Genomic DNA, 26286 nt, shown 5'->3' on the forward strand with positions numbered 1-26286 from the left:
TTGTCTACCCTGGGTAGACTGATTGGTCTGCTTGAGTGGGGAAGTTAACTATGAGTGCCTTTGTTTGGCGCCGTGTTTGGACACGGTTGTCGCCGCCGCTGTCGGCCGGGTTGGGAGCAGGAGGTTGCATTGCGATATTGGCGTTACTCAGTGCGCAGCTGGATACCTTGCTATTGATGGCGCCATTTGGCGCCACCATGGTGATTTTGTATGCATTGCCCAGCAGTCCGTTGGCGCAACCACGCAACATCATTGGCGGCCATGTGCTGACCACCGCTATTGGTTTGCTATTGCTGTGGCTATGTTTGCACTGGGGCAGTGCTCCCGACAGTGCTGGCTGGTTAGGGGTGGCGGTTGGCTTGGGGGTGGCAGCAATGATGGCACTGCGCTGTGTGCATCCGCCCGCCGGTGCAAATCCGCTGCTGGTGTTGATGCTGCAGCCTGAGCCCTGGTTTATTGTCACCCCCGTACTGTGCGGAGCATTGCTGATTGTTGTTTTGGGGATGGCTTATCACCGAGCACTGGGACAAACATACCCAGTGGTGCAGCGCTGAACGTCCTATTTTTTGCTGGCGTTAGATGACGGTGGTAACTGCTCTAACAATTCTTGCGGGTGGCGGCGTTCATGGCGGGCGCTGCCTTTGGTTTGGCTATGGCGACGCTCACACCGAGCGGCAATGCTGGACCACCAGCCGGCGGTCAGTCCGTGCAGCAAAATACTCAACAAAATAGTCAGCACACTGGTGCCGAACACCACATCGTAGTGCTTCATGTGGGCATCGTAGCCAAGTTGCTCCAAGGTCAGCAGCAAATAGAGAATGCTGGCGATGCCTCGTGGTCCAAACCATGCCAGAAAAGCGCGGCTGCTGGCGGACAACGGTGTACCGATCAGGCTAATGGCCACCGGTAGCATGCGAATTACCGTCAAACTGAGCAGGGCATAGCACAGCATGGCCCAGGTGAGCAGTGGCCAGGCGATGGATACGAAAATGGCGCCAAATAAAAAAAAGATCACCAGCGATAATAAATGCCCTTCGGCTTCGCCAAATTCTTTCAACCGGCTCATCACGCGTTTGCGCTCTGACTGCAAAAATAACCCAGCCAAAAATACCGCCACAAAACCATTGCCACCCAATGCTTCGCTCCCTAAATAGGCGAGAATGCCAAGAGCGACGGACGACAAGCGTTGGTATAGCGGCGGCATCCAATGATGCAAAATGGCGTGATCGATCAGCATGCCACCTAGACGCCCGGCGGCGATGCCCAGCAACGCACCGAGAATCAGCTGGGTGCCGATAAAATCAGCCCAGCGCCACGCATCTTGCTCGCCCGCTGCGGCTAAAAGGGCGAGGAATAGCAGCAATATGGGCAACGCAATGCCGTCGTTTAAGCCGCTTTCAACAGCGATGGAATGGCGCAGCTGCTCATCAAACTGGCGTTTATTCATGATGCTTTGTGCCAGCGCTGCATCGGTGGGGGTTAAAATGACCGCCAATATTGCCGCGGTATACCAGTCCAGCTGCAGCCAATAAAAGGCCACCACCGCGCCGCAGACCACGGTTAATGGCAGCCCGATGGCCAACAAGCGAATGGGGTAAGCTTCGTAGCGCCACAGTTGCTGGCGCTCGATTTGGCTGGCTTCGGTAAACAATACCAATGCCAGTGTCAGCTCGGCGATGCGTTGCAGGCCTGTGCTGGCCAGCGACGGCTCGACCCATCCCAGCATTAGCGGGCCGACAATGATGCCGAGGGCAACAAACAGCATCGGCGCTGTGATGTCTTCTTTTTCAATCTTGCGGGCAATCAGCCCGTAGCCAAACAGGGCGGCCGCCAAGATGAGAATGATGGACTCAGTCATCGTCCCACACGATCCTTAGTGGCTCTCCAAAATCATCGTAAATGACTTTGCGTTTTGGACGACGACGCTGCGGGGTGCTCTTGTTGGTGGTGGATTTGGCTTGGCGGCGTTGATCGATGGCGCGCAGCACGTCGGTAACTGGAGTGCGGCTGGCGGCCGGTTTTTCAAATCCCAGCGAACGGTCGTTCATACGGCCATCTTCCAAGCCGCTGGCACCGCGTTCTACCGCTTCGATCTCGCCGCCTTGCTGCAAATAGCACTGGGTTTGCCGTTGAAGTTGCTCGCGCAGCTCGCGTTTGCTGGGCCGTTTCGACATGCTGACCATTGCCCTAAGCCAAAACACATCAGTATAGGAGATCCTGCAGGCAGCTCATAGCCGCGCCCATTGCACAGGACGCAGCCAGTGCTGTCTGATCAACTCGATGGGCCGCGCCCCTTTTATCGTGTTGTTTACAGCGTTGCGATTTCAGAGCTAAGAGATATCAGTGACGGAGGATTTAGACAGCGGGCGCTTTTCCGCTTATGACGACGGAAATTGCTATCAGTGTGCAGCGGCTCAAGGGTACTGCAAATAATTCCAACCTTCCGCGGATGCGATGACAGTGCAGGCGCCCCAAATGATACCCGTGTTACTGTCGCGTTAAAAACGCTATGATTCATTACAAATGTTGATTTTTTTGCCCGATATTTCAACTGTACTGATCATGTAAATAACAACTGTATCTATAGATAGAGTGGTTTTTTTCTGTAGGATTGTTAACAGCTCGTAGCCGATCGCAACTGCAATCGCTTCGAATGACTTCCTTCTTTCGGGCAACCGTTTGTGTTGCCCCTTTTTTCCGCCTTTTCCTTCTTTGTTTATTGTTACCGGTTAACCATTGGTGTTTTTATCACCAGGTTCTTTCGGTTAATTTTCTTATCTGTTGTAACAAATCAGTCATTTTATTTTTTCAGTGTACGCAAATTAACGGGTTGCGTTGTGATTTTTTACGCTTGCCGCCAAGCTAAAACGGCAAGCGCATGGTATCCCGTGGGGATGTTGTTGATTAAAAATCCAATCGTAATCCCAGCTGAATTTCTGACATGCTGTCACCGCTGCTGGTGGCCGGCCGGCGCGTAGCGTCGTTGTCTAATACCTCGTACGCCAGCCAAAGGCGTGCTTGCGGGTGTAAATGCGCGACATATTCGGCTTTTTTGGAGTTTACTTCTCCTGCCACGTCGCATTCATCCAATGCATAACGTCCGTGCCACTGGTGAATACCGCTGCGATAGGACAGGTACACGCCGGTGCTGGAACGTTCCTCGTTGCTGCAACCAGGAACTCCATTAACACTGCCTTCTATGCTGGCGTCGCGTAAACGTACATTGCCGGTGGTGCTGCCGGTATAAAAGTCGTAGTCGCGATCGGCTTGATGGCGATACGCCGACAGTGTCCAGTTGTCCGATGGCATTAACCAAACACGCGCGCCCCACAATTTCCCTGTGTATTCTCCGCGCTGATCTTTGGCCCATGCCAGCTGAGCTTTCCATTGTGGCTGAGAATATTCGGCCGCTAGCTGGTATTGATCGATGGAATCACCGTCTTGTCCCTCGGCTTGCAAGGCGGCACCAAAGCGAAACGATTGGCGGCGATAAAAATACTGCAATAAATCGTCGTCGCGAATGGTGCCCTGGCGTAAGGTGTCGTTGGCATCGGAAAAATAAGCACCGCGCACAAAACTGTGCCACACCATGGTTTGTGAGCCGATGCGCACTTCGCCCCAATTACCTTTTAAGCCGATGTAAGCCTGGCGCAGGCCCGGTGCGTCGTTTTGTTTAAAATCCACACCGTTTTCTGCGCGAGTGCCGTATTCCAGCAAGCCGCTGGCGGTCAATCCTGGTTGCAGCGGCAATGTGGCTTTGACGCCGACCCGGCTGAGAAAATCACGACCATTGCCACCGTCATCTTGGGTGCCAGCATCGATCACATCAAAGCCCAACCGCACGGAGCCGTACGCTTCTGCTTGTACCGGTAAGGTGGCTGACGCCAAGCTGGATGAGGCTGCGCAGCTAAGCATTAGACAGCTTGCCAAGTGTTTCATGGGCGTTCCTTTATGTTTAAAAGACAAGGATTGTTATTGTTGTTCGACCGGTGGTTATGGTCGCCGATTTTCGCTGTCGCTGACTAGAGCGGTAAACCGGCTGCATGGTCTAGCACCTTCTGGCGCGCCAGAGCGGGCGCCGAATTATTCGAAGATGTCCTAACGGGCGGGGCGGGCAGCGCCATCAAACGCCGTTAAAGAACGTTCTCAGCGAGTTTTGATAAGTAGCCTGCAGTACCTGTTCAACACTGAGCTCTTTCACTTCAGCAATTTTTTCTGCCACAAACGGTAAATATTTCGGCGCGTTTTCTATGCCACGAAATGGAATCGGTGTCAGGAACGGGGCGTCCGTTTCCAGCAATAAATGATCGATGGGGGTGGCGGCGACCACTTCGCGCACATTGTCCGCGCGGTTAAAGGTCACGATGCCATTGATGCCGAGGCAAAAGCCGAGTTCTACCGCTCGCTGGGCCAGCTCAATGCCCGAGGTGAAGCTGTGAATCACGCCTTTGTTGGCCATTTGTGGCGCGTATTCGTTCAAAATAGCGATGGTATCGTCGTCTGCATCACGGGTGTGAATGACCACTGGCAACTGACATTCGATGGCCAGTTCCAGCTGGCGGGCAAAGTGTTGGCGTTGCACTTGGCGATCACAGTGGTCGTAGTAGTAGTCGAGTCCAATTTCACCAACAGCCACAACCTTGTCGTGAATTGCATGGGTCAATATGTAGGCTTCACAGGCGTCGTCATATTTGGCCGCCTCGTGTGGATGCACGCCTAAGGTGGCGTAGACGTCGTCATGTTGCTGCGCCAAAGACAGCGCGGTTGGCATGTTGTCTGGCTCAACGCTGATGGTCATAAAGCGTTCGACGCCAATGGCTCTGGCTTGCGCCAAAATGTCCTCAGCCGGATCCTCTTTAAGATAATCCAGGTGGAAGTGTGTCTCGATAATTGGCAGCGAGTAGTGTGGAATATCGCGGCGCTTCTTTTTACTCATGATTCACCAGCAGCAAAAACGGCGCGCCAGTATATCAAAGGCAAACGCGCCGCTGCAGACCTTAAATGTTGCCGGAGGTGACCATTTTTACCGGGTGCATCGGCGCTTTGGTTTGGTTCGGGTTGAGTGCACGCATACGCTCCGCTAGGCGCCCCAGGGTTTTCGCACGATTGCCAGGGGAGGGGTGAGTGCTAAGGAACTCAGGCGTACCACCACCGCCGACTTTGGCCATTTTTTGCCATAAGCTGACGGCAGCTTCGGGGCGATAGCCGGCCAAGGTGGCCAACTCAATGCCGATGCGATCGGCTTCGGTTTCGGCGGTGCGACTGTTGGGCAGCTCCAATGCCAGTTTGGCGGCTAATGCGGCGCCAGCCAGAGTCAGTTGATCCTGCTCGGTGGCTGCTCCAGCGGCGATCAGCCCTGCTTGCATCACCATTGCACGGGACATGCGCTCAGCGCTGTGGTTGGCCAGTGCGTGGGCGATCTCATGGCCCATAATTTGAGCGATTTCATCGTCGTTGAGGGCCAGCTGGTCGATGATGCCGGTGTAAATCGCCATGCGCCCACCGGCCATGCACCACGCGTTGATGGTGTCCGGGTCGTCGATCACGGCCACACTCCATTGCCACCGTTGGCTGTTGGGGTATTTTTCGACGGCTTTGCTGATCAGTCGCCCGGTAATGGTTTCAATGCGGCGCAGACGTTTGGGGTCGGTGACCAGTTGCTGCTCGTTTTGCAGTTGCGTCATGGTGCTGGCATAGGCTTTTTCCGACTGCACGATGGCCGACTGAGGCGATACCAACATCAGCTGAGAGCGCCCGGTGGGGCTGGTGGCGCAGCCGCTGAGCCAGCTGCCAATCAATAGCACAATGAGAATGTGTGTCACGCGGTTCATACGACGTCCTGATTGAAAGTGATCCTATCGCTGCCAGAGTTGTGGCGCGAAGGCCATCAGCTCGGGTGCGGCTCTGTTATACTGCAGCCATCTTAAACCATGGGAAACAAACTGTGTTTGCAGGCATTGAATTTCATCCGCGCATTATGGCCGCGCTGGAAAAGCAAGGAATCGATACACCGACTGAGGTACAACAAGCGGTGTTGCCGCAGGCGCACAAGGATTTACAGGTCTGTGCAGAAACTGGCAGTGGTAAAACCTTGGCTTATTTGCTGCCCATGCTGCAACAGTTGCTGACTCAGCCTGCCCCTAATACTGCCACGCGCGCCTTGATTCTGGTGCCAACCCGTGAACTGGCGCGGCAAGTCTACAAAGACTGCAAAGCCTTCACCGACATGAACACATTGGAGGTGGGCGTTCTTACTGGCGGTGAAGAGTTCAAATATCAGGCTGCCATGCTGCGCAAAAATCCCGAGGTGCTGGTCGCCACGACTGGCCGCTTGGTGGATCACCTAAAGCGTGAAACCGTCGATCTGAGCGATCTTGAGTTTTTGGTATTGGACGAAGCGGATCGCATGTTGGACATGGGATTTGCCGAAGACATGGATTTGATTCTGCAGCGCAGCCGTACCCAACGTCGCACCTATCTGCTGTCGGCCACGTTGCATCATCAAGGTGTGCAGCGCATTGCGGGCAGCTGGCTCATCGACGCCGATGAAATCACCACCCAGAGCGTGCAGGATGCCCACGGTTTTATTCGCCAGCAGCGCATATTGGCCGACGACAACGCTCACAAAGATCGTTTGTTGGTATGGCTGTTGGCCAATGAAAGCTACGACAAAGCCATCGTGTTTGTGAATCGTCGTGATGAGGTGGATCGGTTGGCCGACTTCTTACGCCAGCACCGTGACGGCGTGGCGGCTTTGCACGGCGACATGACTCAGGACGAGCGTAATTATGTGCTGCAACAAGTGCGTTTGGGCAAGCGCAATATTCTCGTTGCCACCGACGTTGCAGCGCGCGGTCTTGATGTTGAAGGCATGGATTTGGTGGTCAATTACGATTTAGCGCGCAAAGGCGATGAATATGTCCATCGCATTGGCCGCACCGGTCGTGCTGGGCGTCATGGTTTGGCCATTGCTCTCATTGCTGCGCACGAATGGAATTTAAAAGCGACGATTGAACGCTACCAGCAGCAGACGCTGGAGCCACGTACCATCGAAGGTCTGAAAGCCAAGTACCAAGGCCCTAAAAAAGTAAAAAGCTCGGGCAAGGTGGCCGGTAAAAAGAAAAAGCCGGCGGGTAAGAAGTCGCCATATGGTCAGAAAAAAGGAACGGGTAAAAAGAGTGCGAGTAAAACCACCAGTAAATCTTCGTCGCCGCAACGCAAGCCTAAAGCTGCCGGTAATTTGATGGACGGCGATGGTTTTGCGCCGATTAAGCGCAAGAAATAAGCGCTAGACTCTACTTTATGACTTTATGCGGCTCTGTTTATAGAGCCGCCTGTGTGCCACACGAGACTTTAATAACACAAGCCCAAGTTAAACCGCGCTTTGTGCCTCGACCTGCTCGTCCAGCCCTTCCATTACCGCTTGGCGCAGCGCCTCACAACGCTGTGCATCGGAAAACGGCTCGCCATTGTGATCCACGATGTAAAAAATATCGTGAATACGCTCGCCTTCGGTGAGAATTTTAGCACCCTGTATCTCTGCGCCAAATTCGGCAAAGATGGCTCCTACTTTTGCTAATAAGCCCGGACGGTCGGCGGCCACCACTTCCAGCGTGGTGCGCTGTGTTGCTGGGTCGGTACTCATGGTGACTTGGGTGTCGACCTGAAATTGCTTTAGTGCGCGTGGCGTGCGGCGTTGAATAATGGTGCTGTATTGGTCGGGCTGACTGATGGCGTCTTCTAACACGGAGCGGATTTTTTCGATGCGCTGCAAGTCGGTAATGGGCTGATTGTTTTCGTCCAGCACAATATAGGTATCGACGGCGTTGCGTTCCTGCTCGGAAGTCATGATGCGCGCATCTTGAATATTTAGGTTGAGCTGGTCGAGGGTGGCGGTGGTGACAGCAAATAAATTGGGCTGATCTTTAGCCAGTACAAAGATTTGCGTTGCTCCTTCAAACTCCCGCTCGGACGTTGGTCGCACGGCAATTAATGGTCGGTCACTGTGGTTGTGCTGATCGAGTAGCAGGGTTTGCCAAATGATGTTGTCGACGCCCTCGCGCAGGAAATAATCGTTGCCCGGATTGGACCACAATGCATCGATGCGCTCCTCGGCCAGCCCTTGCTGCAGCAATCGTGTTTTCGCCTCGTGCTGAATTTCTGCCACCACGTCTTCAACATTGCGTGGATTACCCAAACCGCGGCGCAGCGCGCGCTTGGTGTTGCGATACAGCTCGCGCATTTGCTCAGCCCGCCATGGCGTCCATAGTTTGGGATTGGTGCTGACGATGTCGGCGACGGAAATTAAATACAGCATATCCAAGTGCTGTTGATCGCCGACTTCCAGTGCGAACTGATGAATGTCTTCTGGGTTATTGAGGTCCAACCGTTGAGAGGCGTTGGACATCAGTAAGTGGTTACTGACCAGCCAAGTTACCATGCTGCTGTCGGTGGGGCGCAAATTGTGCTGACGGCAAAAACGCGCTGCGATCTCGCCGCCATTGACGGTGTGGTCACCTTCCAGGCTTTTGCCGGTATCGTGCAGCAAGGCCGTGAGATACAAAATCTCTTTTTTCATTACTCGGTGAATCAGGCGCGATGCCAGTGGGTAGCGCTCACGAACATCACTAAAGCGGAAATGGCGCAGCAAGCGCGCCATTCTCAGGCTGTGATCATCAACGGTGTAAACATGGAACAAATCGTGTTCCATCATGCCGATGATTTTTCCAAACTCCGGAATATAGGCGCCAAGAATGCCGTAGCGCAGCATGCGCGATAATTCACGCACCACGCGCTCACGGTTGCGCATCAGCTCCATAAAGACCGCGTTGTAATCTGGGTTGTTGCGGTAATCGTCGTCGATTAAATGGCGATGGTCGCGCAGAGCGCGAATGGTGGTGGTGTGAATGCCTTTGGCGTTGCTGGTGCGCGCCATCAATAGGAATACTTTTAACAGCCACTCGGGCTGGCGCTTAAATAAGTCGGCGTCGATCAGCTGCAGATAGCCATTGCACAATACGAAGTGCTCATTTAACGGCACAACGTCGGTGCGCTGACCGCTCTTCATAAAGTCGTCGTTGAAGTGCAGCAACAACAAATCGCACAGCTCCATGGTAGCGAGCTGGTTGCGATAAAACTGGCGCATAAATTGTTCAACGCCGAGCTGATTGCCGTCGTCTTCAAAGCCCAATAATTCGGCGACTTCACGCTGTAAATCGAACAGCAGACGGTCTTCTTCGCGCGCTGAAATCATGTGCAGGGCGTAGCGCACACGCCATAAAAAGGTCAGGCTGCCGCTCAGGCGCTGGAACTCAAATTCGGTTAAAAACCCTTTGTCTTGCAGCGCGGTTAAAGTACCGGTGCCAAAATGACGCATGGTGACCCAAGTGATGGTTTGAATATCACGCAGGGCGCCGGGGGAGTTTTTAACGTTCGGCTCAAGGTTGTATTCGGAGCTTTTGTGCTTTTTATGCCGCTGTTGGATTTCCACCCATTTGGCATTAAAGAAATCCTGCGCTGGCCACAATTGTTGTGGTGCGGTCGCCGCACGCAGCGACTGGTGCAGGCTTGTATCGCCGGCCAGCGGTCGGCTTTCCATCATATTGGTAATGATGGTCAGATCTTTGCCGGCTTCCTCGATACACTCGTCCAGCGTGCGCACGCTGTGGCCGATGTCGAGCTTTAAATCCCACAGCAGGGTGATGAAATTCTGCAGTGCTTCGCTGTTGTTATTGATGGTCGCTTCATCGCGTGCCAGCAACAACAAATCGATATCCGAATGCGGGTGTAGTTCACCGCGGCCATAGCCGCCTACGGCAATCAAGGCTAAATGGTTGCAATCGAGCTGCAGGTGCTGCCACAGGGTGTGCAGAATGTTGTCGATTAAGCCCGACCGGTGATGCACCAGGGTGTCGGCATCTAAGGTGGCGCGAAAGTAGGCATGGCAATCGTCTTGCAGCTGCTTCAGCAGATTGCGCACCACAGGAATGGGGGACACCGCCTCCTGCAACCTAAGCGTTAGGTCAGCAACATCCACTTGCGGGAGTACGAGGCTTACAGTGTCCATGAATAGTATCTCAGGCGAAGCGGGTTTCTTCCTGGCGGCGGGTCAGGACTTCAACGCCGGTGTCGGTCACCAGCAGTGTGTGTTCCCATTGCGCGGACGGTTTACGGTCCTTGGTGATGACGGTCCATTCGTCCTTCATCAACTTGGTGAAGCGCTTGCCTTGGTTGATCATCGGTTCGATGGTAAAGGTCATGCCGGCCTGTAATTCAAAACCGGTACCCGGGCGGCCATAGTGCATGACTTGCGGCTCTTCGTGGAATTCTTTGCCAATGCCATGACCACAGTATTCGCGCACCACTGAGTAGTGGTTGCTCTCAGCGTACTGTTGGATGGCATGGCCGATGTCGCCTAAGCGTACTCCAGGTTTCACCATATCAATGCCGATGTACAAACATTCCTGGGTGATGTCGACCAGGCGCTTAATAGCAGGGGTAGGCTCACCGACGTAAAACATCTTGCTGGTGTCGCCATGGTAGCCATCCTTGATGACGGTGACGTCGATGTTAACGATGTCGCCTTTCTTTAGTGCCTTGTCATCGCTGGGAATGCCGTGGCACACCACATGGTTGATGGACGTACAAATGGATTTCGGGAAGCCACGATAATTCAGTGGCGCGGGAATGGCTTGCTGCTGATTGACAATGTAGTCATGACAGATGCGGTCCAGCTCACCGGTGGTAACGCCCGGCTTGACGTAATCGCCGATCATTTCCAGCACTTCGGCGGCCAAGCGACCAGCAACGCGCATCTTTTCAATTTCATCGGCGGTTTTGAGACTAACAGACATGCAGACCATCACTTGTAGAAATATAGAAACAGGCACCATTGTACAGCGACTGATCGACAGCGTGAACAGGGCGGTAATTCCTGTCGGATACACTGGTTTAGAGTTAGCAAAAGTGGTATAAAGCGCCCGCGAAAAGCACACCCTCAGATCCGTCGGTCATGAGGGAACACACACACACTTCGAAAAGCGCTGTCGGGGTGCTGCTCTGATGAGCGGTCGGCAACGTGAAGTGTGGAGGCCTAACCCAATGAAATTAAAGGTAAAATCATGGCACAAGTTAGCATGCGTGACCTGCTGAAAGCAGGTGTTCACTTCGGTCACCAGACGCGTTACTGGAACCCTAAAATGGGTAAGTACATCTTTGGTGCTCGCAACAAGATTCATATCATCAACCTGGAGCACACTGTTCCTGCGTTGAACGATGCACTGAAAGTGATCGAAAGCAAAGCGTCACGCAACAACAAGATTCTGCTGGTTGGTACCAAGCGTGCTGCGGGCAAGATCATCAAAGAGCAAGCGGAGCGTGCAGGCGCGTCTTACGTTGCTCACCGTTGGTTGGGCGGTATGCTGACCAACTACAAAACCATTCGTCAGTCTATCAAGCGTCTGCGTGACCTCGAAGCGCAATCTTCTGACGGTACGTTTGAGCAGCTGACCAAAAAAGAAGCGCTGATGCGTACTCGCGAAATGGAGAAGCTGGAGCGCTCTATTGGCGGTATTAAAGAGATGGGCGGTCTGCCTGACCTGATCTTCGTTATCGACGTGGATCACGAGCGCATCGCTGTTCAGGAAGCGAACAAGCTGGGTATTCCAGTGGTGGGTATCGTTGATACCAACTCTAACCCAGACGGCGTTGACTATGTCATCCCAGGTAACGACGACGCGATCCGTGCGATCCAGATTTACGCCTCTGCAGTAGCGGACGCGGTACTGGAAGGTAAGCAAGCCACTGGTGCTGCTGACGAGTTCGTTGAAGTTGCTGACAGCGCTGAGCAAGAAGCGGCAGCTGAATAAGCTCCCCGACTCGCATTGAAAAAGGGGGCTTGCCCCCTTTTTTTGGATATTTTGACACTGTATAGAGGATTTTAGACATGGCGAATATTTCTGCCGCACAGGTAAAAGAACTGCGTGAGCGCACGGGTCTGGGCATGCTGGAGTGCAAAAAAGCACTGGCAGCAGCTGAAGGTGACATTGATAAAGCGATCGAAGACCTGCGTAAGAACTCAGGTCTGAAAGCAGCCAAAAAAGCTGGCCGTACTGCCGCTGAAGGTAAAGTACGCGTTATTGCTAACGACGGTGTTGTCGTTGCCGTTGAAGTGAACTCAGAAACTGACTTCGCAGCGGGCGACTCTAACTTCGGCGACTTCGCTGACAAAGTAGTGGCGAAACTGGCTGACACCAAAGAAACCGACGTGGCCAAGCTGACCGAAGGTGAGCTGGAAGAAGACCGCATGGCGCTGGTACAAAAGATCGGTGAGAACATCACTGTTCGTCGTGCGTTTGTGGTTGAAGGCGACACTGTTGGTGCTTACCTGCACGCGACTGGCAAGCTGGCCGCTATCGTTGAGCTGAAAGGTGGCGACGCTGAGCTGGCGAAAGACATCGCTATGCACGTAACGGCTGTCAACCCTCGCGTTCTGAGCCCAGAAGACATGCCAGCTGAAGTGCTGGAAAAAGAGAAAGAAATCATCAAGGCGCAGCCAGACATGGCCGGCAAGCCAGATGAGATCGTTGAGAAAATGATGGGTGGCCGTCTGCAGAAGTTCTTGAAAGAGAACAGCCTGCTGGAGCAGCCTTTCGTTAAGAACCCTGAGCAAACCGTTGGCCAGTTGGCGAAAGCGGCCGGTGCTGAGGTTGTTTCATTCGTTCGCGTTGAAGTGGGCGAAGGCATCGAAGTTGAGGAAGTTGACTTCGCAGCAGAAGTGGCAGCACAGCTGAAAGGCTAATGTCACGCTTGGGGTACTGGCACCGCTGAGTGCCCCTGTTCTTATGCCGGGTTCGCCCGGCATATTTGTATTTGATGATCACCGGAGACCTGGCCCATGGCAGAAATGAAGAGCGCAAAGTACAAACGAGTCCTGTTAAAACTGAGTGGTGAGGCCCTGATGGGCGAGCTCGACTTCGGTATCGATCCGAAGGTGCTTGATCGCATGGCGTTGGAAATCGGCCAGCTGCGCGGCATTGGGGTGCAGGTCGGTCTGGTGATTGGTGGTGGTAACTTGTTCCGCGGTAAAGCGTTGAGCGAAGCTGGTTTGGACCGTGTGGCGGGTGACCACATGGGCATGCTGGCCACCGTTATGAATGCGTTGGCGATGCGTGATGCGCTGGAGCGTGCCAATATGCCGACACGGGTCATGTCAGCCATTCCGATGAGCGGCATTGTCGACCACTATGACCGCCGCAGTGCCATCCGCGCGTTGGACAGCGGTGATGTGGTGATCTTCTCCGCTGGTACCGGTAATCCGTTCTTTACCACCGACTCAGCGGCGTGCTTGCGTGGGATCGAAATCAATGCAGATCTCGTTCTGAAGGCAACAAACGTCGATGGTGTGTATACTGCCGACCCGAAGAAGGTACCGGACGCCGAAAAGTACGATTGTTTGACGTACCAAGAAGTCCTGGAAAAACAGTTAGGCGTAATGGACTTGACCGCGATCTGCTTGGCTCGCGACCACAACATGCCATTGCGTGTTTACGATATGAACGAACAAGGGGTGCTGGCCCGTCTGATGACCGGCGGCAGCGACGGCACTCTGATTGTCAGTGAGGATAAGTGACGATGATCAACGACATCAAACAAGATGCAGAAGAGCGCATGAGCAAAAGTGTGGCGGCCGTGGTAGAAGCGTTTAAGCGTGTGCGCACAGGTCGTGCCACACCAGCGATTCTCGATGGCGTAATGGTTAGCTACTACGGTGTCGATACCCCATTGTCGCAGGTGGCCAACATCATGGTGGAAGACGCCCGTACACTGGCGATCAACCCATGGGAAAAGCCGATGGTGCCGGAAATTGAAAAAGCCATCATGAAGTCTGATCTGGGCCTGAACCCAGCAACATCGGGCGACACCATTCGTGTGCCAATGCCTGCACTGACGGAAGAAACACGCAAAGACTACATCAAGCAAGCGCGTGCAGAAGCGGAAAAAGGCCGTGTCTCAGTACGTAATATTCGTCGTGACGCCAACGGCACGCTAAAAGACCTGCAAAAAGAAAAAGAGATCTCTGAAGACGAGCAACGCGGCGGTGAGGAGCAAATCCAGAAGCTGACCGACAAGTACATTGCTCAGATCGATGATCTGCTGGCGGACAAAGAAAAGGACCTGATGAAGGTTTAATTCCGTGTCGACCAGTATTGATGATGGCCTGGCCGCCAAAGGCCAGCTGCCTAAGCACGTTGCCATCATTATGGATGGCAACAATCGCTGGGCAAAACGTCGTTTGATGCCAGGCGTCGCAGGTCACAAGGCCGGTGTGGATGCTGTGCGTGCGGTGGTGGAAACCTCTGCGCGCAACGGCATTGAAGTGCTGACCTTGTTTGCCTTCAGCAGCGAAAACTGGCGCCGGCCAGCCAACGAAGTCAGCGCGTTAATGCAGCTGTTCGTGGCGGCGTTAGAGCGCGAAGTCAAAAAGCTGCATCACAACAACATTCGTTTGCGTGTGATGGGCGACCTGTCGGGTTTTAGCCCGCGTATTCAAGAATTGGTGCAACAAGCGGAAGCGCTGACTGCCAACAATGACCGCATGACGTTGGTCATTGCCGCAAATTACGGCGGCCAGTGGGACATCGCTCAGGCAGCGCGGCAATTGGCCGAGCAAGTTAAGCAAGGCACTTTGCAGCCTGAAGACATTGATGAGCAGCGTTTGCATCAGCACACCTGGCTGCATGACTTGCCGGCACCGGATTTAATGATCCGCACTGGTGGTGAGCAGCGCATCAGCAACTTTATGTTGTGGCAAATGGCCTACACCGAGTTCTATTTTTCCGATGTGTATTGGCCGGATTTTAAACAACAAGAATACCAACAAGCGTTAGTGGCCTTTGCTGAGCGTACCCGCCGCTTCGGACGAACTGACGATCAGCTAGAGGAAGCGGAGCACAGTGTTTAAGCAACGTGTGTTAACGGCCTTGGTGTTGGCCCCTGTTATGATTGTTGGCATTTTCTTTTTGCCACTCAAACCTTTTGCCTTTTTTATTGCCGCCATCGCCACTTTGGGCGCCTGGGAGTGGGCCAATATCGCCGGTTACCAGCGCACTTGGAGTCGGGTGGTGTACGCCCTGGTGGTGTTTGTCTGTTTGTACATCAGTGCGCGTTTTTTACGGGTTTTCCCCGAGTGGCTGATTGTTTACCTAGCGCTTGGCACCTTGTGGTGGGCGATTGCCTTTGCCTTGGTACAGAGCTACCCGAGCGGGACGCGGCTGTGGCAATCCAGGCCGATTCGAGCCTTGCTCGGCTTGTGCGTATTAGTGCCCATGTGGGTCGGCTTTATGCATTTAAAAGAGCAGCCGCACAGCTCGTTATTGATATTTTACGTGATGCTGATTGTTTGGGGAGCGGATACTGGCGCTTACTTTTCCGGCAAGCGCTGGGGGAATACCAAATTGGCGCCGGAAGTCAGCCCGGGTAAATCCTGGGCCGGCTTTTGGGGCGGTTTTGCCACCACGCTGTTGATTGCTTTGCTGTTTGGTCTCTACATCGACAACTGGGTCGAGCCGCTGACACTGGAAAACAGCTGGAAGCTGCTGGCCATTACCGTGGTCACCATGGTGATCTCGGTATTGGGTGATCTGGTCGAAAGCATGATGAAGCGCTATCGCGGTATTAAAGACAGCTCCTCCTTATTGCCTGGCCATGGCGGTGTATTGGACCGCATCGACAGCATGGCCGCAGCAGTGCCGGTATTTGCATTTTGCATGGTGGTGCTGGATTGGGGGCTTAGCCCGTGAAGCGTGTGACTGTACTGGGCTCTACCGGCTCCATCGGTATGAGCACTTTGGATGTCGTGCGACGACACCCGGACAAGTACCGTGTTTATGCGTTAAGTGCGGCGCACAACGTTGAACGCATGCTGGAACAAGTGCGTGAGTTTAAGCCCGAGTTTGCGGTCATGGCCGATGCGCAGGCGGCGGCAACGTTGCGCGCTCAGTTGGCCGAAGCCGCCTTGGCAGATGTCACCACGCACGTGCTGACAGGTGAGCAGGCGTTGGTGGATATTGCCAGTGCTGCGTCGGTGGACCAGGTGATGGCCGCCATTGTCGGTGCGGCGGGGTTATTGCCGACCCTGGCGGCGGCGCAATCTGGCAAGCGTGTCTTGCTGGCCAATAAAGAAAGCCTGGTTATGGCTGGGCCGCTGTTTATGCAAGCGGTACGTGATGGCGGCGCTGAACTGCTGCCCATCGACAGTGAGCATAACGCCATCTTTCAATCCTTACCGGCCAATTTCGCCGGTGACTTTGCCGAGCACGGCATTGAGAAAATTCTGCTGACTGCCTCCGGTGGCCCATTTCGCGGTTACAGCTCAGAGCAGTTGCAAGCGGTAACGCCAGCGCAAGCCGTGGCACATCCGAACTGGTCGATGGGGCAAAAGATTTCGGTCGATTCTGCCACCTTGATGAACAAGGGCTTGGAGCTGATCGAGGCGTGTTTTCTGTTTCACTGCCAGCCCGACGACGTGCAAGTGGTGGTGCACCGGCAAAGTGTCATCCACTCGATGGTGCAGTATTGCGATGGCTCGGTGATTGCTCAATTAGGGCAGCCAGATATGCGCACGCCGATTGCCTATGGCATGGCATGGCCTGAGCGCATTGAGGCCGGTGTTCAGGCGTTGGATTTGTTTGCCATTGCGCAATTGGATTTTGAGCAACCCGACCATCAGACGTTTCCTTGTTTGCAGCTGGCAGCACGGGCCTTTCAGCAAGGTGGGAGCATGCCTGCGGTGCTGAATGCCGCCAATGAAGTGGCTGTATCAGCATTTTTAGCGGAACAAATTCCTTTCCATGCGATTCCAAGGGTGATTCAAGCCGTCATGCATTCTCATCCGCTGACCGCTATAGACTCCCTGGATGATGTATTAAACGCCGACCAATGGGCCAGGCAAGCAGCGCAGTGCTGTGTGTCTGAACGCGGTTGGCTAGAGGATTCACCGTTATGACTGTGTTGTATTTTATCGTCGCCATCAGCCTGCTGGTGGTGATACACGAGTACGGCCATTTTTGGGTCGCTCGCCGCTGTGGCGTTGACGTACTGCGTTTTTCGGTAGGCTTTGGTAAACCGCTGTGGTCGTGGAAAGACAAGCACGGCACCGAGTATGCCATTGCCCCCATCCCGTTGGGTGGCTACGTCAAAATGCTGGACGAGCGCGAAGCCACGGTGCCCGAGCATTTGCTCGATCGGGCGTTTAATCGCAAGCCGGTGTGGCAGCGCATCGCCATTGCTGCTGCTGGCCCGTTGGCGAACTTTATCTTTGCGATCTTTGCCTATTGGGCGTTGTTTGTGGGCGGAACCACAGGCGTTGTGCCGGTGATTGGCCAGGTTCAGCCAGACTCGATCGCGGCGCAATCTGGGCTGCAGCCGGGTGATGAAATTGTACAAATTGCCAGTACGGAAACCGAAACCTGGCAAGAGGTGCAATGGACTTTACTGTCGTATCTGGGCGAAAGCACCGACTTGATCATTGCCGTGCGCAGTGAATCCGGCGCTTTGCGCCAGCACACCTTGCCGCTGAACAATTGGTTGTCGGCCAGCGACAGCCCAGAGCCATTGTCTGGGCTTGGCATCGTTCCGCGCCGTTTGAATGTGCCGGCGGTGGTTGGCCAGTTGGTGGATGGCGGCGCTGCGCAGGCCGCAGGGTTACAAGTGGGTGACCTAGTGACAGCGGTCAACGATGAGCCGATTGCCGATTGGATGGCGTGGGTCAATGTTGTGCGTAACAGTCCAGATCAGGCATTGATGCTGACGGTGCAGCGCGGCGGCGAAACCGTCAGCGTGCATATGACACCGGCGGCGCGTGAGCAAGATGGTCAGCGCATTGGCTTTGCCGGTGTGCAGGTGGACATTCCCGAGTTGCCGCAAGACTGGATTCGCAGCAGTTCCTACGATCCGTTCAGTGCGCTGCTGCATGGTTTAGAGAAAACCTGGAATCTGGTCGGCTTTACCTTGGAGTCACTGTGGAAGATGTTGGCCGGCGACTTATCGGTCAAGAACTTGAGTGGTCCTATCACCATTGCTAAAGTAGCCGGCTCTTCGGCGTCGGGTGGTTTGGAAACCTTTGTGGATTTCCTGGCCTTGCTCAGTGTGTCGCTCGGGGTGCTGAATTTGTTGCCTGTGCCCATGCTCGATGGCGGACACATTCTGTTTTACACCATAGAAGCCTTGCGCGGTAAACCTTTGTCAGAGCGGGTGCAAATTGCTGCACTGCAGTTCGGCATGTTCTTGCTGCTGAGTTTGATGATGGTGGCTTTTTATAACGATATCAGCCGGCTGATGTAGTAGCCGCGAGAGACTGGAATAACCAATGCGTCGTGTGTTGTTTGCGCTGTTGTTAGGGGTTGGGTCATCGGCAGCTGCCGCTGAATCATTTCAAATTGAAGACATTCGCCTCGAAGGTTTGCAGCGGGTGTCAGCGGGTACTGTGTTTGAGCAGCTGCCCATTAATGTCGGCGACAGTGTCGACGAACATCGATTGGTAACGGCGTCGAAACAGCTGTTCCGTTCGGGCTTATTTAACGACATTCAGTTACTGCGCGATGGCGACGTGCTGATTGTTCGTTTGGTGGAGTTGCCCACCATCAGCAGTATCGAGATCAGTGGCAACAAAGCCATTCAGACCGATATGTTGCTCGATGGCCTGAAGCAGTCTGGCTTGGCCGAAGGCTTGGTGTTTAAGCGCTCGACGTTGGAGCGAATTTCCCTGGAGCTGGAACGCCAGTACGTGTCACAAGGGCGTTACGATGCGCGCATCGTTACCGATGTTGAGGCTTTGCCGCGTAACCGCGTGGGCCTGAACATTGAGGTCGAGGAAGGCAACGTGGCCTCCATCGCGCACATTAATATTGTCGGCAACGAAGTCTTTAGTGACGACGAGCTGTTGAAACAGTTTGAGCTGCAAACGTCTAACTTCTGGTCCTGGTACGCCAGCGACGATAAATACGCACGTGAAAAGCTGGCCGCCGATATGGAAACCTTGCGCTCCTATTATCTGGACCGCGGTTACATCCGTTTCAATATTGAATCGACACAGGTGTCTTTGTCGCCGAACAAAGACAGCGTGTATATCACTTTAAACGTCAGCGAAGGCGAAAAGTACGATATTCGTGACATTCGCTTCGCCGGCAACCTGGTGGTAGAAGAAGAAGAGCTCAGCCAGCTGCTGTTTGTTGGTGAGGGCGATACCTTTTCACGTCGCCGGGTGACGGCCAGCAGCGACTGGATGAGCAAACGTCTGGGCAACGATGGCTACACCTTTGCCAAGGTCGACGGTATTCCCGATATTGACGACGACAACCGTCAGGTAGACCTGACCTTCTTCGTTGAACCCGGTAAGCGTACTTATGTGCGCCGCGTTAACTTTGCCGGTAACGAGAGCACGTTGGATGAAGTGCTGCGCCGCGAAATGCTGCAAATGGAAGGTGGCTGGGCATCGACGGAAAAAATCGATGCCGGTAAAGCTCGCTTGGACCGCTTAGGTTTCTTTAAAACCGTGACCGTCGATACGCCCACCGTGCCGGGCACCGACGACATGATCGATGTGAATTACAACGTTGAAGAGCAGCTCAGCGGCAGTCTGAACTTTAATGTCGGATATGCCGGCAGCAGCGGTGTGATTCTTGGCGCCAGCGTTAGCCAGAACAACTTTATGGGCAGCGGCAATCGCATGTCATTGGGTGTGCAGAAGAACAATACGGTGCAGTCGTATAACTTCTCTTTCTTCGACCCGTATTACACCATCGATGGCGTCAGCCGTGGTTATAACCTGTTTTATCGGGAAACCGATTACGAAAGCCTGAGTGCGGTGAGCGATTATCAAACCAATACCAAAGGCGGTAATTTGACCTTTGGTTATCCGATTTCTAATCGTCAGCGCTTGAGCTTCTCGGCTGGTTTGACCAGCACCGACATGTTCCGTGGTAGCACGGTGCCTGCAGAAATCATCGAGTTCATCGAAGACGAAGGCGATCATTTCCTGGAGTACAAACTGGGACTGAGCTGGAGCTACAACGCGTTGAACCGTGGTTTGTTCCCGACTGCCGGTACTGAGCATAAGGTCAGTGCGGACATTTCTATTCCTGGCAGTGATCTGACCTATTACAAGCTCAATTACTCGGCGAACTACTACTTCCCATTAGGTGGTGAGTGGTCACTGCGCCTGCGCACTGAGCTGGGTTATGGCGATGGCTTTGGCGATCAAGAGCGTTTGCCATTCTTCAAAAACTTCCGTGCCGGTGGCGTAGGCTCGGTACGTGGTTACAGTTCCAACAGCTTGGGTCCAAAAGGTTTGCCTGAGTACAACGTGGTGGAATTGTCACAAACGGATGCTAATGGTGACATCCTTTACGAGCTGGATGAGTTGGGCCGCCCAGAAGTCGACACCAGTGTGCCGACGGTGGTGTACAAAGAAGATGAAGACGGCGCCGCCGTGGCGGTGAGCAACAGCAACCGTTACAAGCCTGTGTATCAGTTGGCCGACAACGGCAGTATTGCCACAGCGCCGTATTTTGTTGAATCGGAACGCGCGCTGGGTGGCAACATTAATACTGAGGCCAGTGTTGAACTGATTTTCCCATTCCCATTTGTGGAAGATCGCAGTTCATTGCGCAGCGTGTTGTTCCTGGATGCCGGTAATACCTTTACCGATCAGTGTTACACGCCAAGTGATTCTGATGTGCCGACACTGACCCGTCATCCGTATTGTGAAAATGGCTTCGATATTAATGAAGTCCGCACCGCCGTTGGTGCTGGCGTGACCTGGATTACGGCCATTGGTCCTTTGACCTTTACCTACTCCATTCCGCTGAACGATAAATCAGGCGATCGCACTGAAGGCTTCGAGTTCTCTCTCGGCCAGGTGTTCTAAGTTAATTAATTATAAGGAGACGTATTAATGCGCTGGATGGTAATGATGGCTTTGGGCCTGATGGTAAACACCGCGGTGGCGGCACAGAAAGTGGCGGTGGTGGATATGGAGCGTGCGGTGTTCCTGTCAGAGGCGGCGAAAGCGTCCATCAAGGTGTTTGAGCAAGACAACCAAACCGAAATCGACAAGCTCAAGTCACTGGAAAGTGCTCTGCGCGAGATGAACGAAAAGCGTGAAAAGAACGCCGATTTTATGAGCGATGAAGAGCGCCGTAAGCTGGCCAAAGACTTCGAAGAGAAGCGTTCAGAGTTCCAGTTCTTTGCACAGAACCTGCAGAAATCTGAGCAACGTTGGAAGCGCGAATTTTTCCAAACACAATTGCCCAATGTTGAGAAGTTGCTTAAAGCAATTATCAAAGAGGGCGAGTATGATGTCGTGCTTCAGGCTGGTGCCGTGGTGTATGCCTCACCACAAGCCGACCTGACCAAACCATTGTTGGAACGACTGAACGCTGGAAAATAGGCCGGGGGCGCTATGCAACTTAAGTTGGCTGACCTGGCCGAGCAGATTGGCGCCCGCCTGAGCGACGGTGGTGACCTGATCATTCATGGGGTCAATACCTTAACCTCGGCCACGGCCGGTGAGATCAGCTTTCTAGCAAATGACGGTTATCGCCGTCATTTGCAGGCAAGCAACGCCAGCGCGGTGATTGTCGCTGAAGCACAAGCCGAGCTGGTGCCCGGCATTGCGCTGGTGGCCGATAACCCGTATCTGGCGTTTGCTAAAGCGACACAACTGTTTGATAACCGCCCTAAACCGCAGTTGGGTATTCATCGCACCGCGGTGATTGCCGACTCGGCGCAGCTGGGTGAAAACGTCAGCATTGGCGCCAACGTCGTCATTGGTGAGCACGTGGCCATTGGTAACGATTGTGAAATCGGCCCTGGCACCGTTATCGGTGATGACTCCACCCTGGGCGAGCAATGCCGGGTGGCAGCCAATGTGACCTTGTATCACGGTGTGCATGTCGGTGATCGTACCGTTATTCACTCAGGTGCAGTGTTGGGGGCGGACGGCTTTGGCTTTGCGCCCGAGCAACAGCGTTGGCACAAGATTGCGCAATTGGGTGGTGTGCGTATCGGCAGCGATGTCGAAATTGGCGCCAACACCTGCATTGACCGAGGTGCTTTGGATGACACCGTCATCGCCGATGGCGTGATTTTGGACAATCTGATTCAGATTGCTCATAACGTCACCGTGGGTGAGGGAACGGCCATGGCCGCTTGCTCGGGTATTGCCGGCAGTACTGAGGTAGGTGCTGGCTGCACCGTGGCTGGTGGCGCTGGGTTATCTGGACATTTGACCATTGCTGATGGCGTGCATGTCGCAGCGATGGCGCTGATTAGCAAGTCGATTGATGAGCCAGGGGTGTATGCCTCTGGCACAGCGCAGATGCCACTGAAAGAGTGGCGCCGCAGCGCGACGCGCTTCCGACAACTGGATTCAATGGCCAAACGGCTGCAACAGTTAGAGAAACGCCAAGAAGGTGAAGTTTGATGTCCCTGGAAACCGTACAGCAAATTCAGGAATTTTTACCCCATCGTTATCCGTTTTTGCTGGTCGATCGGGTGCAATCGATAGACCTGGATGATGAACAGGGCGCAGTCATTCGTGTTCTGAAAAACGTCACCATTAACGAAGAATTTTTTAACGGCCATTTTCCAGGCCACCCCATCATGCCCGGTGTCTTAACACTGGAAGCCATGGCACAAGCCGCGGGTTTGCTGGGGCTGAGCATGCTCGGTGAGCAGCGTACCAACAATACCCTGTATTATTTTGCCGGTGCCGATAACGTGCGCTTTAAAAAGCCAATCGTGCCGGGTGATCAGGTGGTGTTGGAAGCGCGGTTTGTCAGTGGTCGTCGTGGTATCTGGAAATTTGCTTGTCGTGCATTGGTCGACGACGCCGTCGTGTGCCAGGCCGACGTCACTTGTGCCGAGAGGGAACTGGAGCTGGCATGATCGACCCGCACGCGATTGTAGATCCTGAAGCACGTTTGGCCGACGACGTGAGCGTCGGCCCATTTTCCATCATCGGCGCTGGTGTGGAAATTGGCGCGGGCACCGTGATCGGTTCCCACGTGGTCATCAAAGGCCCGACCAAAATTGGCCGCAATAATCGTATTTTCCAATTTGCCTCCATTGGTGAGGAATGTCAGGACAAAAAATACGGCGGTGAACCGACAACGCTGAGCATTGGCGATAACAATGTGATTCGTGAAGCGTGTACCTTTCACCGTGGCACCGTGCAAGACAAAGGGCATACGCAAGTCGGTAGCGATAACTTGTTTATGGTCAATGTGCACGTCGCCCACGATGTGGAGATTGGTGATCATGGCATTTTTGCTAACGACACCAACCTGGCTGGCCATGTTCATATTGGCGACTGGGTGATTTTGGGCGGTGCTACCCAAGTACACCAGTTCTGTAAGATTGGCTCGCACTCCATGTGTGGCGCGGGCACGGTGGTATTAAAAGATATTCCGGCGTATGTAATGTCGCAGGGGTATCCGGCCAAGCCCCACGGTATCAATGTCGAAGGCTTAAAGCGTCGTGGCTTTAGCAAGGACAGTATTCAGCGTGTGCGCCAAGCTTATAAAACTCTGTATCGCCAGGGGCTGACGGTAAAAGAAGCGTTGGCCGAACTGGAGTCCGATGATGACAGCGCGGTACAGTTACTGGTAGCCACATTAAAAGCAGCCAGCCGGGGTATTATTCGCTGATGCGCATTGCCCTGGTTGCCGGTGAAACATCCGGTGATATGCTCGGTGCTGGCTTAATTCAGGCACTCAAAATTCGCTACCCAAACGCCAGCTTTGAAGGTATTGGTGGGCCGCTGATGCAAGCTCAGGGCATGACCAGCTTTGTTCCCATGGAGCGCTTGTCGGTCATGGGCTTGGTTGAAGTGCTCGGGCGATTGTTTGAGCTGCTCAAAGTGCGCCGAGATTTGATTAAGCATTGGCGCCAGAATCCTCCAGATGTCTTTATTGGCATCGACGCTCCTGATTTTAATCTCACACTCGAGCAAAAACTGCGACAGAGCGGCATTAAAACCGTGCACTACGTCAGCCCCTCGGTGTGGGCTTGGCGTGAAAAACGAGTTGAGCAAATCGCCAAAGCCGTAGACTTAATGCTGACGCTGTTTCCGTTTGAGGCGAAGTTTTATAAAGATCACCAGGTGCCGGTGCGCTTTGTTGGCCATCACTTAGCCGACAAAATTCCATTAGAAACCGACCCAGCTCCCTCACGGCAAGCGCTCGAACTGCCAACCGACAAAGCCCTGGTGTGTTTAATGCCTGGCAGTCGCGGCAGCGAGGTGCAGCGGCTCGGCAGTTTGTTTTTAGAAACGGCGCAGCGCATGCTGCGGGTGCGCAACGATCTGCACTTTATTATTCCTGCAGCCAGTGTTGAGCGTCGCAATCAAATCGAACAATTGTTGGCAGAGTTTGCGGTACCGCTGCCGGTGACCGTAGTGCTGGGCCAATCACATACCTGTATGACGGCTGCCGATGTGGTGTTGCTGGCGTCGGGGACGGCCACCCTTGAGGCCATGCTGCTGAAAAAACCCATGGTGGTGAGCTACATTGTCGCACCCGTGACATACCATATTTTAAAGCGCTTGGTGACGCAGCCATATATTTCTTTGCCTAACTTGTTGGCGGGGCGGGAAGTGGTGCCCGAGCTTTTGCAGCTGCAGGCCACACCAGCAAATTTGGCTGATGCGTTATTGCTGCGTTTGCAAGACGGTGAGGCCGTGTCGCAACTGCATGAAACGTTTTTGTTTATTCACAAACAATTGCGTCGCAATGCTGACCAACAAGCGGCCGATGCGGTGATCGAATTGTTGGAGTCACAGTGATGGAACGCTTGGCGGCTGAGCAGTCGCTGCTGGATCAGAATTTGGTCTATTGCGGCGTTGATGAAGCCGGTGCCGGCCCGCTGTGCGGTGACGTGGTGGCGGCGGCTGTCATCTTGGCCGACGACCGCATTCCCGATGGGCTAACCGACTCGAAAAAACTGACGGCAAAAAAGCGCGAACGGCTATTTGATGAAATTTGCACCATGGCGCTGGATTTTTGCATTGCTCGCGCCACGGTGGAAGAAATAGATCGCTTGAATATTCTCAACGCGCGCATGCTGGCCATGACTCGTGCCGTCGACGGTTTGCAGTTGCATTGCGAACATGCCTTGATTGATGGCAATCGTTTGCCCGAGCTGACCATGCCGGCGACAGCCATCATTAAAGGCGATGCGTTGGTAGCCAGCATTGCCGCGGCGTCGGTACTGGCTAAAGTGCAGCGTGACCGCGAAATGGAGCAATTGGACGCACAATTCCCAGGTTATGGTTTCGCTCAACACAAAGGCTACGGCACCAAGGCGCACTTAGAGGCACTGCAGCGTCTTGGCCCCTGTGCGATTCACCGTCGCAGTTACGCACCGGTTAAAAAAGCTCTGCAAGCAAGCGAGCTTTAATCGCAGGCTTTCAGTGCATAGGTAGCGGCATACAAATGCTCGCGCAGCGCCGCAGGCTGCTGAAACTGTTCCAGTTCGGACCACTCCATACGCTCACCAATACCCAACTGAATAGTGTGGTCGCGCTTTTTCAAAAACTCAGCGGGAATGCGCAAGGTGCGCAGAGCCGGGTGTACTTTTCCCAGTACATGAAAGCTGCGGCTGTTGTGGCCATGAAAATACACAGGAATCACCGGCACCTTGGCTTTTTGAATCATGCGCATGGTCGATAACGACCATTCGCGATCGGCTATGCCAGACTGTCCCTTGTACCAAGTCGATACCTCGCCGGCTGGGAACACGCCCAGACCTAATCCTTGCTCTAGTTGCTGCAGCGACTTGCGCATGCCGTTCATCTGGCGCGGGCCGCCTTTTTCAAATGGATTAACGGTAATAAACAAATCAGAAATGGGGGCAAAGTAGCTCAGCAGGAAATTGGCCACCACGCGAAACTCGGGCCGTTGGCGACCGACAATCAGCAGCAGAATAATGCCATCGAGAAACCCAAACGGGTGATTGGAGACAGTGATAAACGGGCCTTCTTTCGGCATTGCCGCTTGCAGTGCCTGTTGGTCATAATCAAGATGGATGCCTAGATAGTTCAGCGCGTCTTCGATCATGTCGATGCCTTGCTTGGCATCGAGCTGGCGATAAATGCGATCCAGCGTCGGCGCTTTGAGCAACCGCAGTAGCAGCTCCAGTTTGCGTGGCGTTAGGCCGGTAACCTGCCTCAGGCCAGCGCGGTCAAACAGCTCCATTTCCTTGTGTCCCCATGTCGGTCGAAACGGC

The 26286-nt window shown here is 53.9% G+C and carries 25 protein-coding genes; 17 read left to right on the top strand and 8 right to left on the bottom strand.

The genetic code is table 11. The features are described 5' to 3' along the window. Positions 1-50 precede the first annotated feature (50 nt). Positions 51-554 carry an HPP family protein gene (locus CHH28_RS11400; RefSeq protein WP_094060425.1) on the top strand — a complete coding sequence of 168 codons (504 nt, stop codon included), beginning with the start codon at positions 51-53 and terminating at the stop codon, positions 552-554. Between the two features lie 5 nt (positions 555-559). Here CHH28_RS11400 and CHH28_RS11405 read toward each other — a convergent pair whose 3' ends face one another. The 5 genes from CHH28_RS11405 to CHH28_RS11425 all read right to left on the bottom strand — a co-directional run bounded on the left by CHH28_RS11405 (position 560) and on the right by CHH28_RS11425 (position 5831). Next, positions 560-1858: a cation:proton antiporter gene (locus tag CHH28_RS11405; protein WP_094060426.1), complete on the bottom strand. Its 1299-nt coding sequence runs from the start codon at positions 1856-1858 to the stop codon at positions 560-562. Then, positions 1851-2174: a hypothetical protein gene (locus tag CHH28_RS11410; RefSeq protein WP_094062064.1), complete on the bottom strand. Its 324-nt coding sequence runs from the start codon at positions 2172-2174 to the stop codon at positions 1851-1853. The genes CHH28_RS11405 and CHH28_RS11410 overlap by 8 nt, the downstream gene beginning before the upstream one ends. Before the next feature lie 730 nt (positions 2175-2904). Continuing rightward, positions 2905-3939, bottom strand: a complete 1035-nt coding sequence (locus tag CHH28_RS11415; RefSeq protein WP_094060427.1) for a porin — start codon at positions 3937-3939, stop codon at positions 2905-2907. 184 nt (positions 3940-4123) lie between these two features. Next, positions 4124-4936 carry a TatD family hydrolase gene (locus CHH28_RS11420; protein WP_094060428.1) on the bottom strand — a complete coding sequence of 271 codons (813 nt, stop codon included), beginning with the start codon at positions 4934-4936 and terminating at the stop codon, positions 4124-4126. Positions 4937-4997: 61 nt separating this feature from the next. Then, positions 4998-5831: a M48 family metallopeptidase gene (locus CHH28_RS11425; protein ID WP_094060429.1), complete on the bottom strand. Its 834-nt coding sequence runs from the start codon at positions 5829-5831 to the stop codon at positions 4998-5000. A gap of 113 nt (positions 5832-5944) precedes the next feature. Between CHH28_RS11425 and CHH28_RS11430 the strand changes: the two genes are divergently transcribed. Continuing rightward, complete coding sequence (locus CHH28_RS11430; protein ID WP_233243617.1) at positions 5945-7285, top strand: DEAD/DEAH box helicase; 1341 nt, start codon at positions 5945-5947, stop codon at positions 7283-7285. A gap of 87 nt (positions 7286-7372) precedes the next feature. Here the strand turns inward: CHH28_RS11430 and glnD are convergent, their stop codons facing one another. Further along, complete coding sequence (gene glnD / locus CHH28_RS11435) at positions 7373-10066, bottom strand: [protein-PII] uridylyltransferase (protein ID WP_094060430.1); 2694 nt, start codon at positions 10064-10066, stop codon at positions 7373-7375. Between the two features lie 10 nt (positions 10067-10076). Next, positions 10077-10853: a type I methionyl aminopeptidase gene (gene map, locus CHH28_RS11440; RefSeq protein WP_094060431.1), complete on the bottom strand. Its 777-nt coding sequence runs from the start codon at positions 10851-10853 to the stop codon at positions 10077-10079. Positions 10854-11120: 267 nt separating this feature from the next. Between map and rpsB the strand changes: the two genes are divergently transcribed. The 15 genes from rpsB to rnhB all read left to right on the top strand — a co-directional run bounded on the left by rpsB (position 11121) and on the right by rnhB (position 25458). Further along, positions 11121-11867, top strand: a complete 747-nt coding sequence (rpsB, locus tag CHH28_RS11445) for a 30S ribosomal protein S2 (protein WP_094060432.1) — start codon at positions 11121-11123, stop codon at positions 11865-11867. A 77-nt stretch (positions 11868-11944) separates the two neighbouring features. After that, the gene (gene tsf / locus CHH28_RS11450; RefSeq protein WP_094060433.1) at positions 11945-12799 is read left to right on the top strand and encodes a translation elongation factor Ts; all 855 of its coding nucleotides are present in this window, start codon (positions 11945-11947) and stop codon (positions 12797-12799) included. 96 nt (positions 12800-12895) lie between these two features. Then, positions 12896-13630 carry a UMP kinase gene (pyrH, locus tag CHH28_RS11455; protein WP_094060434.1) on the top strand — a complete coding sequence of 245 codons (735 nt, stop codon included), beginning with the start codon at positions 12896-12898 and terminating at the stop codon, positions 13628-13630. A 2-nt stretch (positions 13631-13632) separates the two neighbouring features. Next, complete coding sequence (frr, locus tag CHH28_RS11460; protein ID WP_094060435.1) at positions 13633-14190, top strand: ribosome recycling factor; 558 nt, start codon at positions 13633-13635, stop codon at positions 14188-14190. Between the two features lie 4 nt (positions 14191-14194). After that, the gene (gene uppS / locus CHH28_RS11465) at positions 14195-14962 is read left to right on the top strand and encodes a polyprenyl diphosphate synthase (RefSeq protein ID WP_094060436.1); all 768 of its coding nucleotides are present in this window, start codon (positions 14195-14197) and stop codon (positions 14960-14962) included. Beyond that, a complete protein-coding gene (locus CHH28_RS11470; RefSeq protein ID WP_094060437.1) occupies positions 14955-15800 on the top strand; it encodes a phosphatidate cytidylyltransferase in 846 nt (281 codons plus the stop codon). The genes uppS and CHH28_RS11470 overlap by 8 nt, the downstream gene beginning before the upstream one ends. Next, positions 15797-17005 (top strand): 1-deoxy-D-xylulose-5-phosphate reductoisomerase, encoded by a 1209-nt coding sequence (gene ispC, locus CHH28_RS11475; RefSeq protein ID WP_094060438.1) that lies wholly within the window; start codon positions 15797-15799, stop codon positions 17003-17005. Before CHH28_RS11470 ends, ispC begins: the two co-directional genes overlap by 4 nt. Next, positions 17002-18342, top strand: a complete 1341-nt coding sequence (gene rseP / locus CHH28_RS11480) for a sigma E protease regulator RseP (RefSeq protein ID WP_094060439.1) — start codon at positions 17002-17004, stop codon at positions 18340-18342. Before ispC ends, rseP begins: the two co-directional genes overlap by 4 nt. Positions 18343-18367: 25 nt before the next feature. Then, positions 18368-20926 carry an outer membrane protein assembly factor BamA gene (bamA, locus tag CHH28_RS11485; protein WP_094060440.1) on the top strand — a complete coding sequence of 853 codons (2559 nt, stop codon included), beginning with the start codon at positions 18368-18370 and terminating at the stop codon, positions 20924-20926. Positions 20927-20953: 27 nt separating this feature from the next. Then, on the top strand, positions 20954-21448 hold the full coding sequence (locus tag CHH28_RS11490; RefSeq protein ID WP_094060441.1) for an OmpH family outer membrane protein: 495 nt from the start codon (positions 20954-20956) through the stop codon (positions 21446-21448). Between the two features lie 12 nt (positions 21449-21460). Continuing rightward, positions 21461-22483: a UDP-3-O-(3-hydroxymyristoyl)glucosamine N-acyltransferase gene (lpxD, locus tag CHH28_RS11495; protein WP_094060442.1), complete on the top strand. Its 1023-nt coding sequence runs from the start codon at positions 21461-21463 to the stop codon at positions 22481-22483. Positions 22484-22488: 5 nt separating this feature from the next. After that, positions 22489-22947, top strand: a complete 459-nt coding sequence (gene fabZ, locus CHH28_RS11500) for a 3-hydroxyacyl-ACP dehydratase FabZ (RefSeq protein ID WP_094062066.1) — start codon at positions 22489-22491, stop codon at positions 22945-22947. Then, the gene (lpxA, locus tag CHH28_RS11505) at positions 22944-23708 is read left to right on the top strand and encodes an acyl-ACP--UDP-N-acetylglucosamine O-acyltransferase (RefSeq protein WP_094060443.1); all 765 of its coding nucleotides are present in this window, start codon (positions 22944-22946) and stop codon (positions 23706-23708) included. The genes fabZ and lpxA overlap by 4 nt, the downstream gene beginning before the upstream one ends. Continuing rightward, positions 23708-24844: a lipid-A-disaccharide synthase gene (lpxB, locus tag CHH28_RS11510; protein ID WP_094060444.1), complete on the top strand. Its 1137-nt coding sequence runs from the start codon at positions 23708-23710 to the stop codon at positions 24842-24844. The genes lpxA and lpxB overlap by 1 nt, the downstream gene beginning before the upstream one ends. Further along, on the top strand, positions 24844-25458 hold the full coding sequence (gene rnhB / locus CHH28_RS11515; RefSeq protein ID WP_094060445.1) for a ribonuclease HII: 615 nt from the start codon (positions 24844-24846) through the stop codon (positions 25456-25458). Before lpxB ends, rnhB begins: the two co-directional genes overlap by 1 nt. On the opposite strand, the gene CHH28_RS11520 is transcribed toward rnhB, so the two are convergent. Further along, positions 25455-26255, bottom strand: a complete 801-nt coding sequence (locus CHH28_RS11520) for a lysophospholipid acyltransferase family protein (protein ID WP_094060446.1) — start codon at positions 26253-26255, stop codon at positions 25455-25457. The two genes, rnhB and CHH28_RS11520, sit on opposite strands and share 4 nt — an antisense overlap. Positions 26256-26286 lie beyond the last annotated feature (31 nt).

It is taken from the genome of Bacterioplanes sanyensis, assembly GCF_002237535.1.
GTDB lineage: Bacteria > Pseudomonadota > Gammaproteobacteria > Pseudomonadales > Oceanobacteraceae > Bacterioplanes > Bacterioplanes sanyensis_A.

What these genes read in the sequence shown, in the direction of transcription:
- CHH28_RS11400 (WP_094060425.1), top strand. Translation starts at nt 51, where the DNA reads ATGAGTGCCTTTGTTTGGCGCCGTGTTTGGACACGGTTGTCGCCGCCG.
- CHH28_RS11405 (WP_094060426.1), bottom strand. Translation starts at nt 1,858, where the DNA reads ATGACTGAGTCCATCATTCTCATCTTGGCGGCCGCCCTGTTTGGCTAC.
- CHH28_RS11410 (WP_094062064.1), bottom strand. Translation starts at nt 2,174, where the DNA reads ATGTCGAAACGGCCCAGCAAACGCGAGCTGCGCGAGCAACTTCAACGG.
- CHH28_RS11415 (WP_094060427.1), bottom strand. Translation starts at nt 3,939, where the DNA reads ATGAAACACTTGGCAAGCTGTCTAATGCTTAGCTGCGCAGCCTCATCC.
- CHH28_RS11420 (WP_094060428.1), bottom strand. Translation starts at nt 4,936, where the DNA reads ATGAGTAAAAAGAAGCGCCGCGATATTCCACACTACTCGCTGCCAATT.
- CHH28_RS11425 (WP_094060429.1), bottom strand. Translation starts at nt 5,831, where the DNA reads ATGAACCGCGTGACACACATTCTCATTGTGCTATTGATTGGCAGCTGG.
- glnD (WP_094060430.1), bottom strand. Translation starts at nt 10,066, where the DNA reads ATGGACACTGTAAGCCTCGTACTCCCGCAAGTGGATGTTGCTGACCTA.
- map (WP_094060431.1), bottom strand. Translation starts at nt 10,853, where the DNA reads ATGTCTGTTAGTCTCAAAACCGCCGATGAAATTGAAAAGATGCGCGTT.
- rpsB (WP_094060432.1), top strand. Translation starts at nt 11,121, where the DNA reads ATGGCACAAGTTAGCATGCGTGACCTGCTGAAAGCAGGTGTTCACTTC.
- tsf (WP_094060433.1), top strand. Translation starts at nt 11,945, where the DNA reads ATGGCGAATATTTCTGCCGCACAGGTAAAAGAACTGCGTGAGCGCACG.
- pyrH (WP_094060434.1), top strand. Translation starts at nt 12,896, where the DNA reads ATGGCAGAAATGAAGAGCGCAAAGTACAAACGAGTCCTGTTAAAACTG.
- frr (WP_094060435.1), top strand. Translation starts at nt 13,633, where the DNA reads ATGATCAACGACATCAAACAAGATGCAGAAGAGCGCATGAGCAAAAGT.
- rseP (WP_094060439.1), top strand. Translation starts at nt 17,002, where the DNA reads ATGACTGTGTTGTATTTTATCGTCGCCATCAGCCTGCTGGTGGTGATA.
- bamA (WP_094060440.1), top strand. Translation starts at nt 18,368, where the DNA reads ATGCGTCGTGTGTTGTTTGCGCTGTTGTTAGGGGTTGGGTCATCGGCA.
- CHH28_RS11490 (WP_094060441.1), top strand. Translation starts at nt 20,954, where the DNA reads ATGCGCTGGATGGTAATGATGGCTTTGGGCCTGATGGTAAACACCGCG.
- lpxD (WP_094060442.1), top strand. Translation starts at nt 21,461, where the DNA reads ATGCAACTTAAGTTGGCTGACCTGGCCGAGCAGATTGGCGCCCGCCTG.
- lpxA (WP_094060443.1), top strand. Translation starts at nt 22,944, where the DNA reads ATGATCGACCCGCACGCGATTGTAGATCCTGAAGCACGTTTGGCCGAC.
- lpxB (WP_094060444.1), top strand. Translation starts at nt 23,708, where the DNA reads ATGCGCATTGCCCTGGTTGCCGGTGAAACATCCGGTGATATGCTCGGT.
- rnhB (WP_094060445.1), top strand. Translation starts at nt 24,844, where the DNA reads ATGGAACGCTTGGCGGCTGAGCAGTCGCTGCTGGATCAGAATTTGGTC.
- CHH28_RS11520 (WP_094060446.1), bottom strand. Translation starts at nt 26,255, where the DNA reads ATGGAGCTGTTTGACCGCGCTGGCCTGAGGCAGGTTACCGGCCTAACG.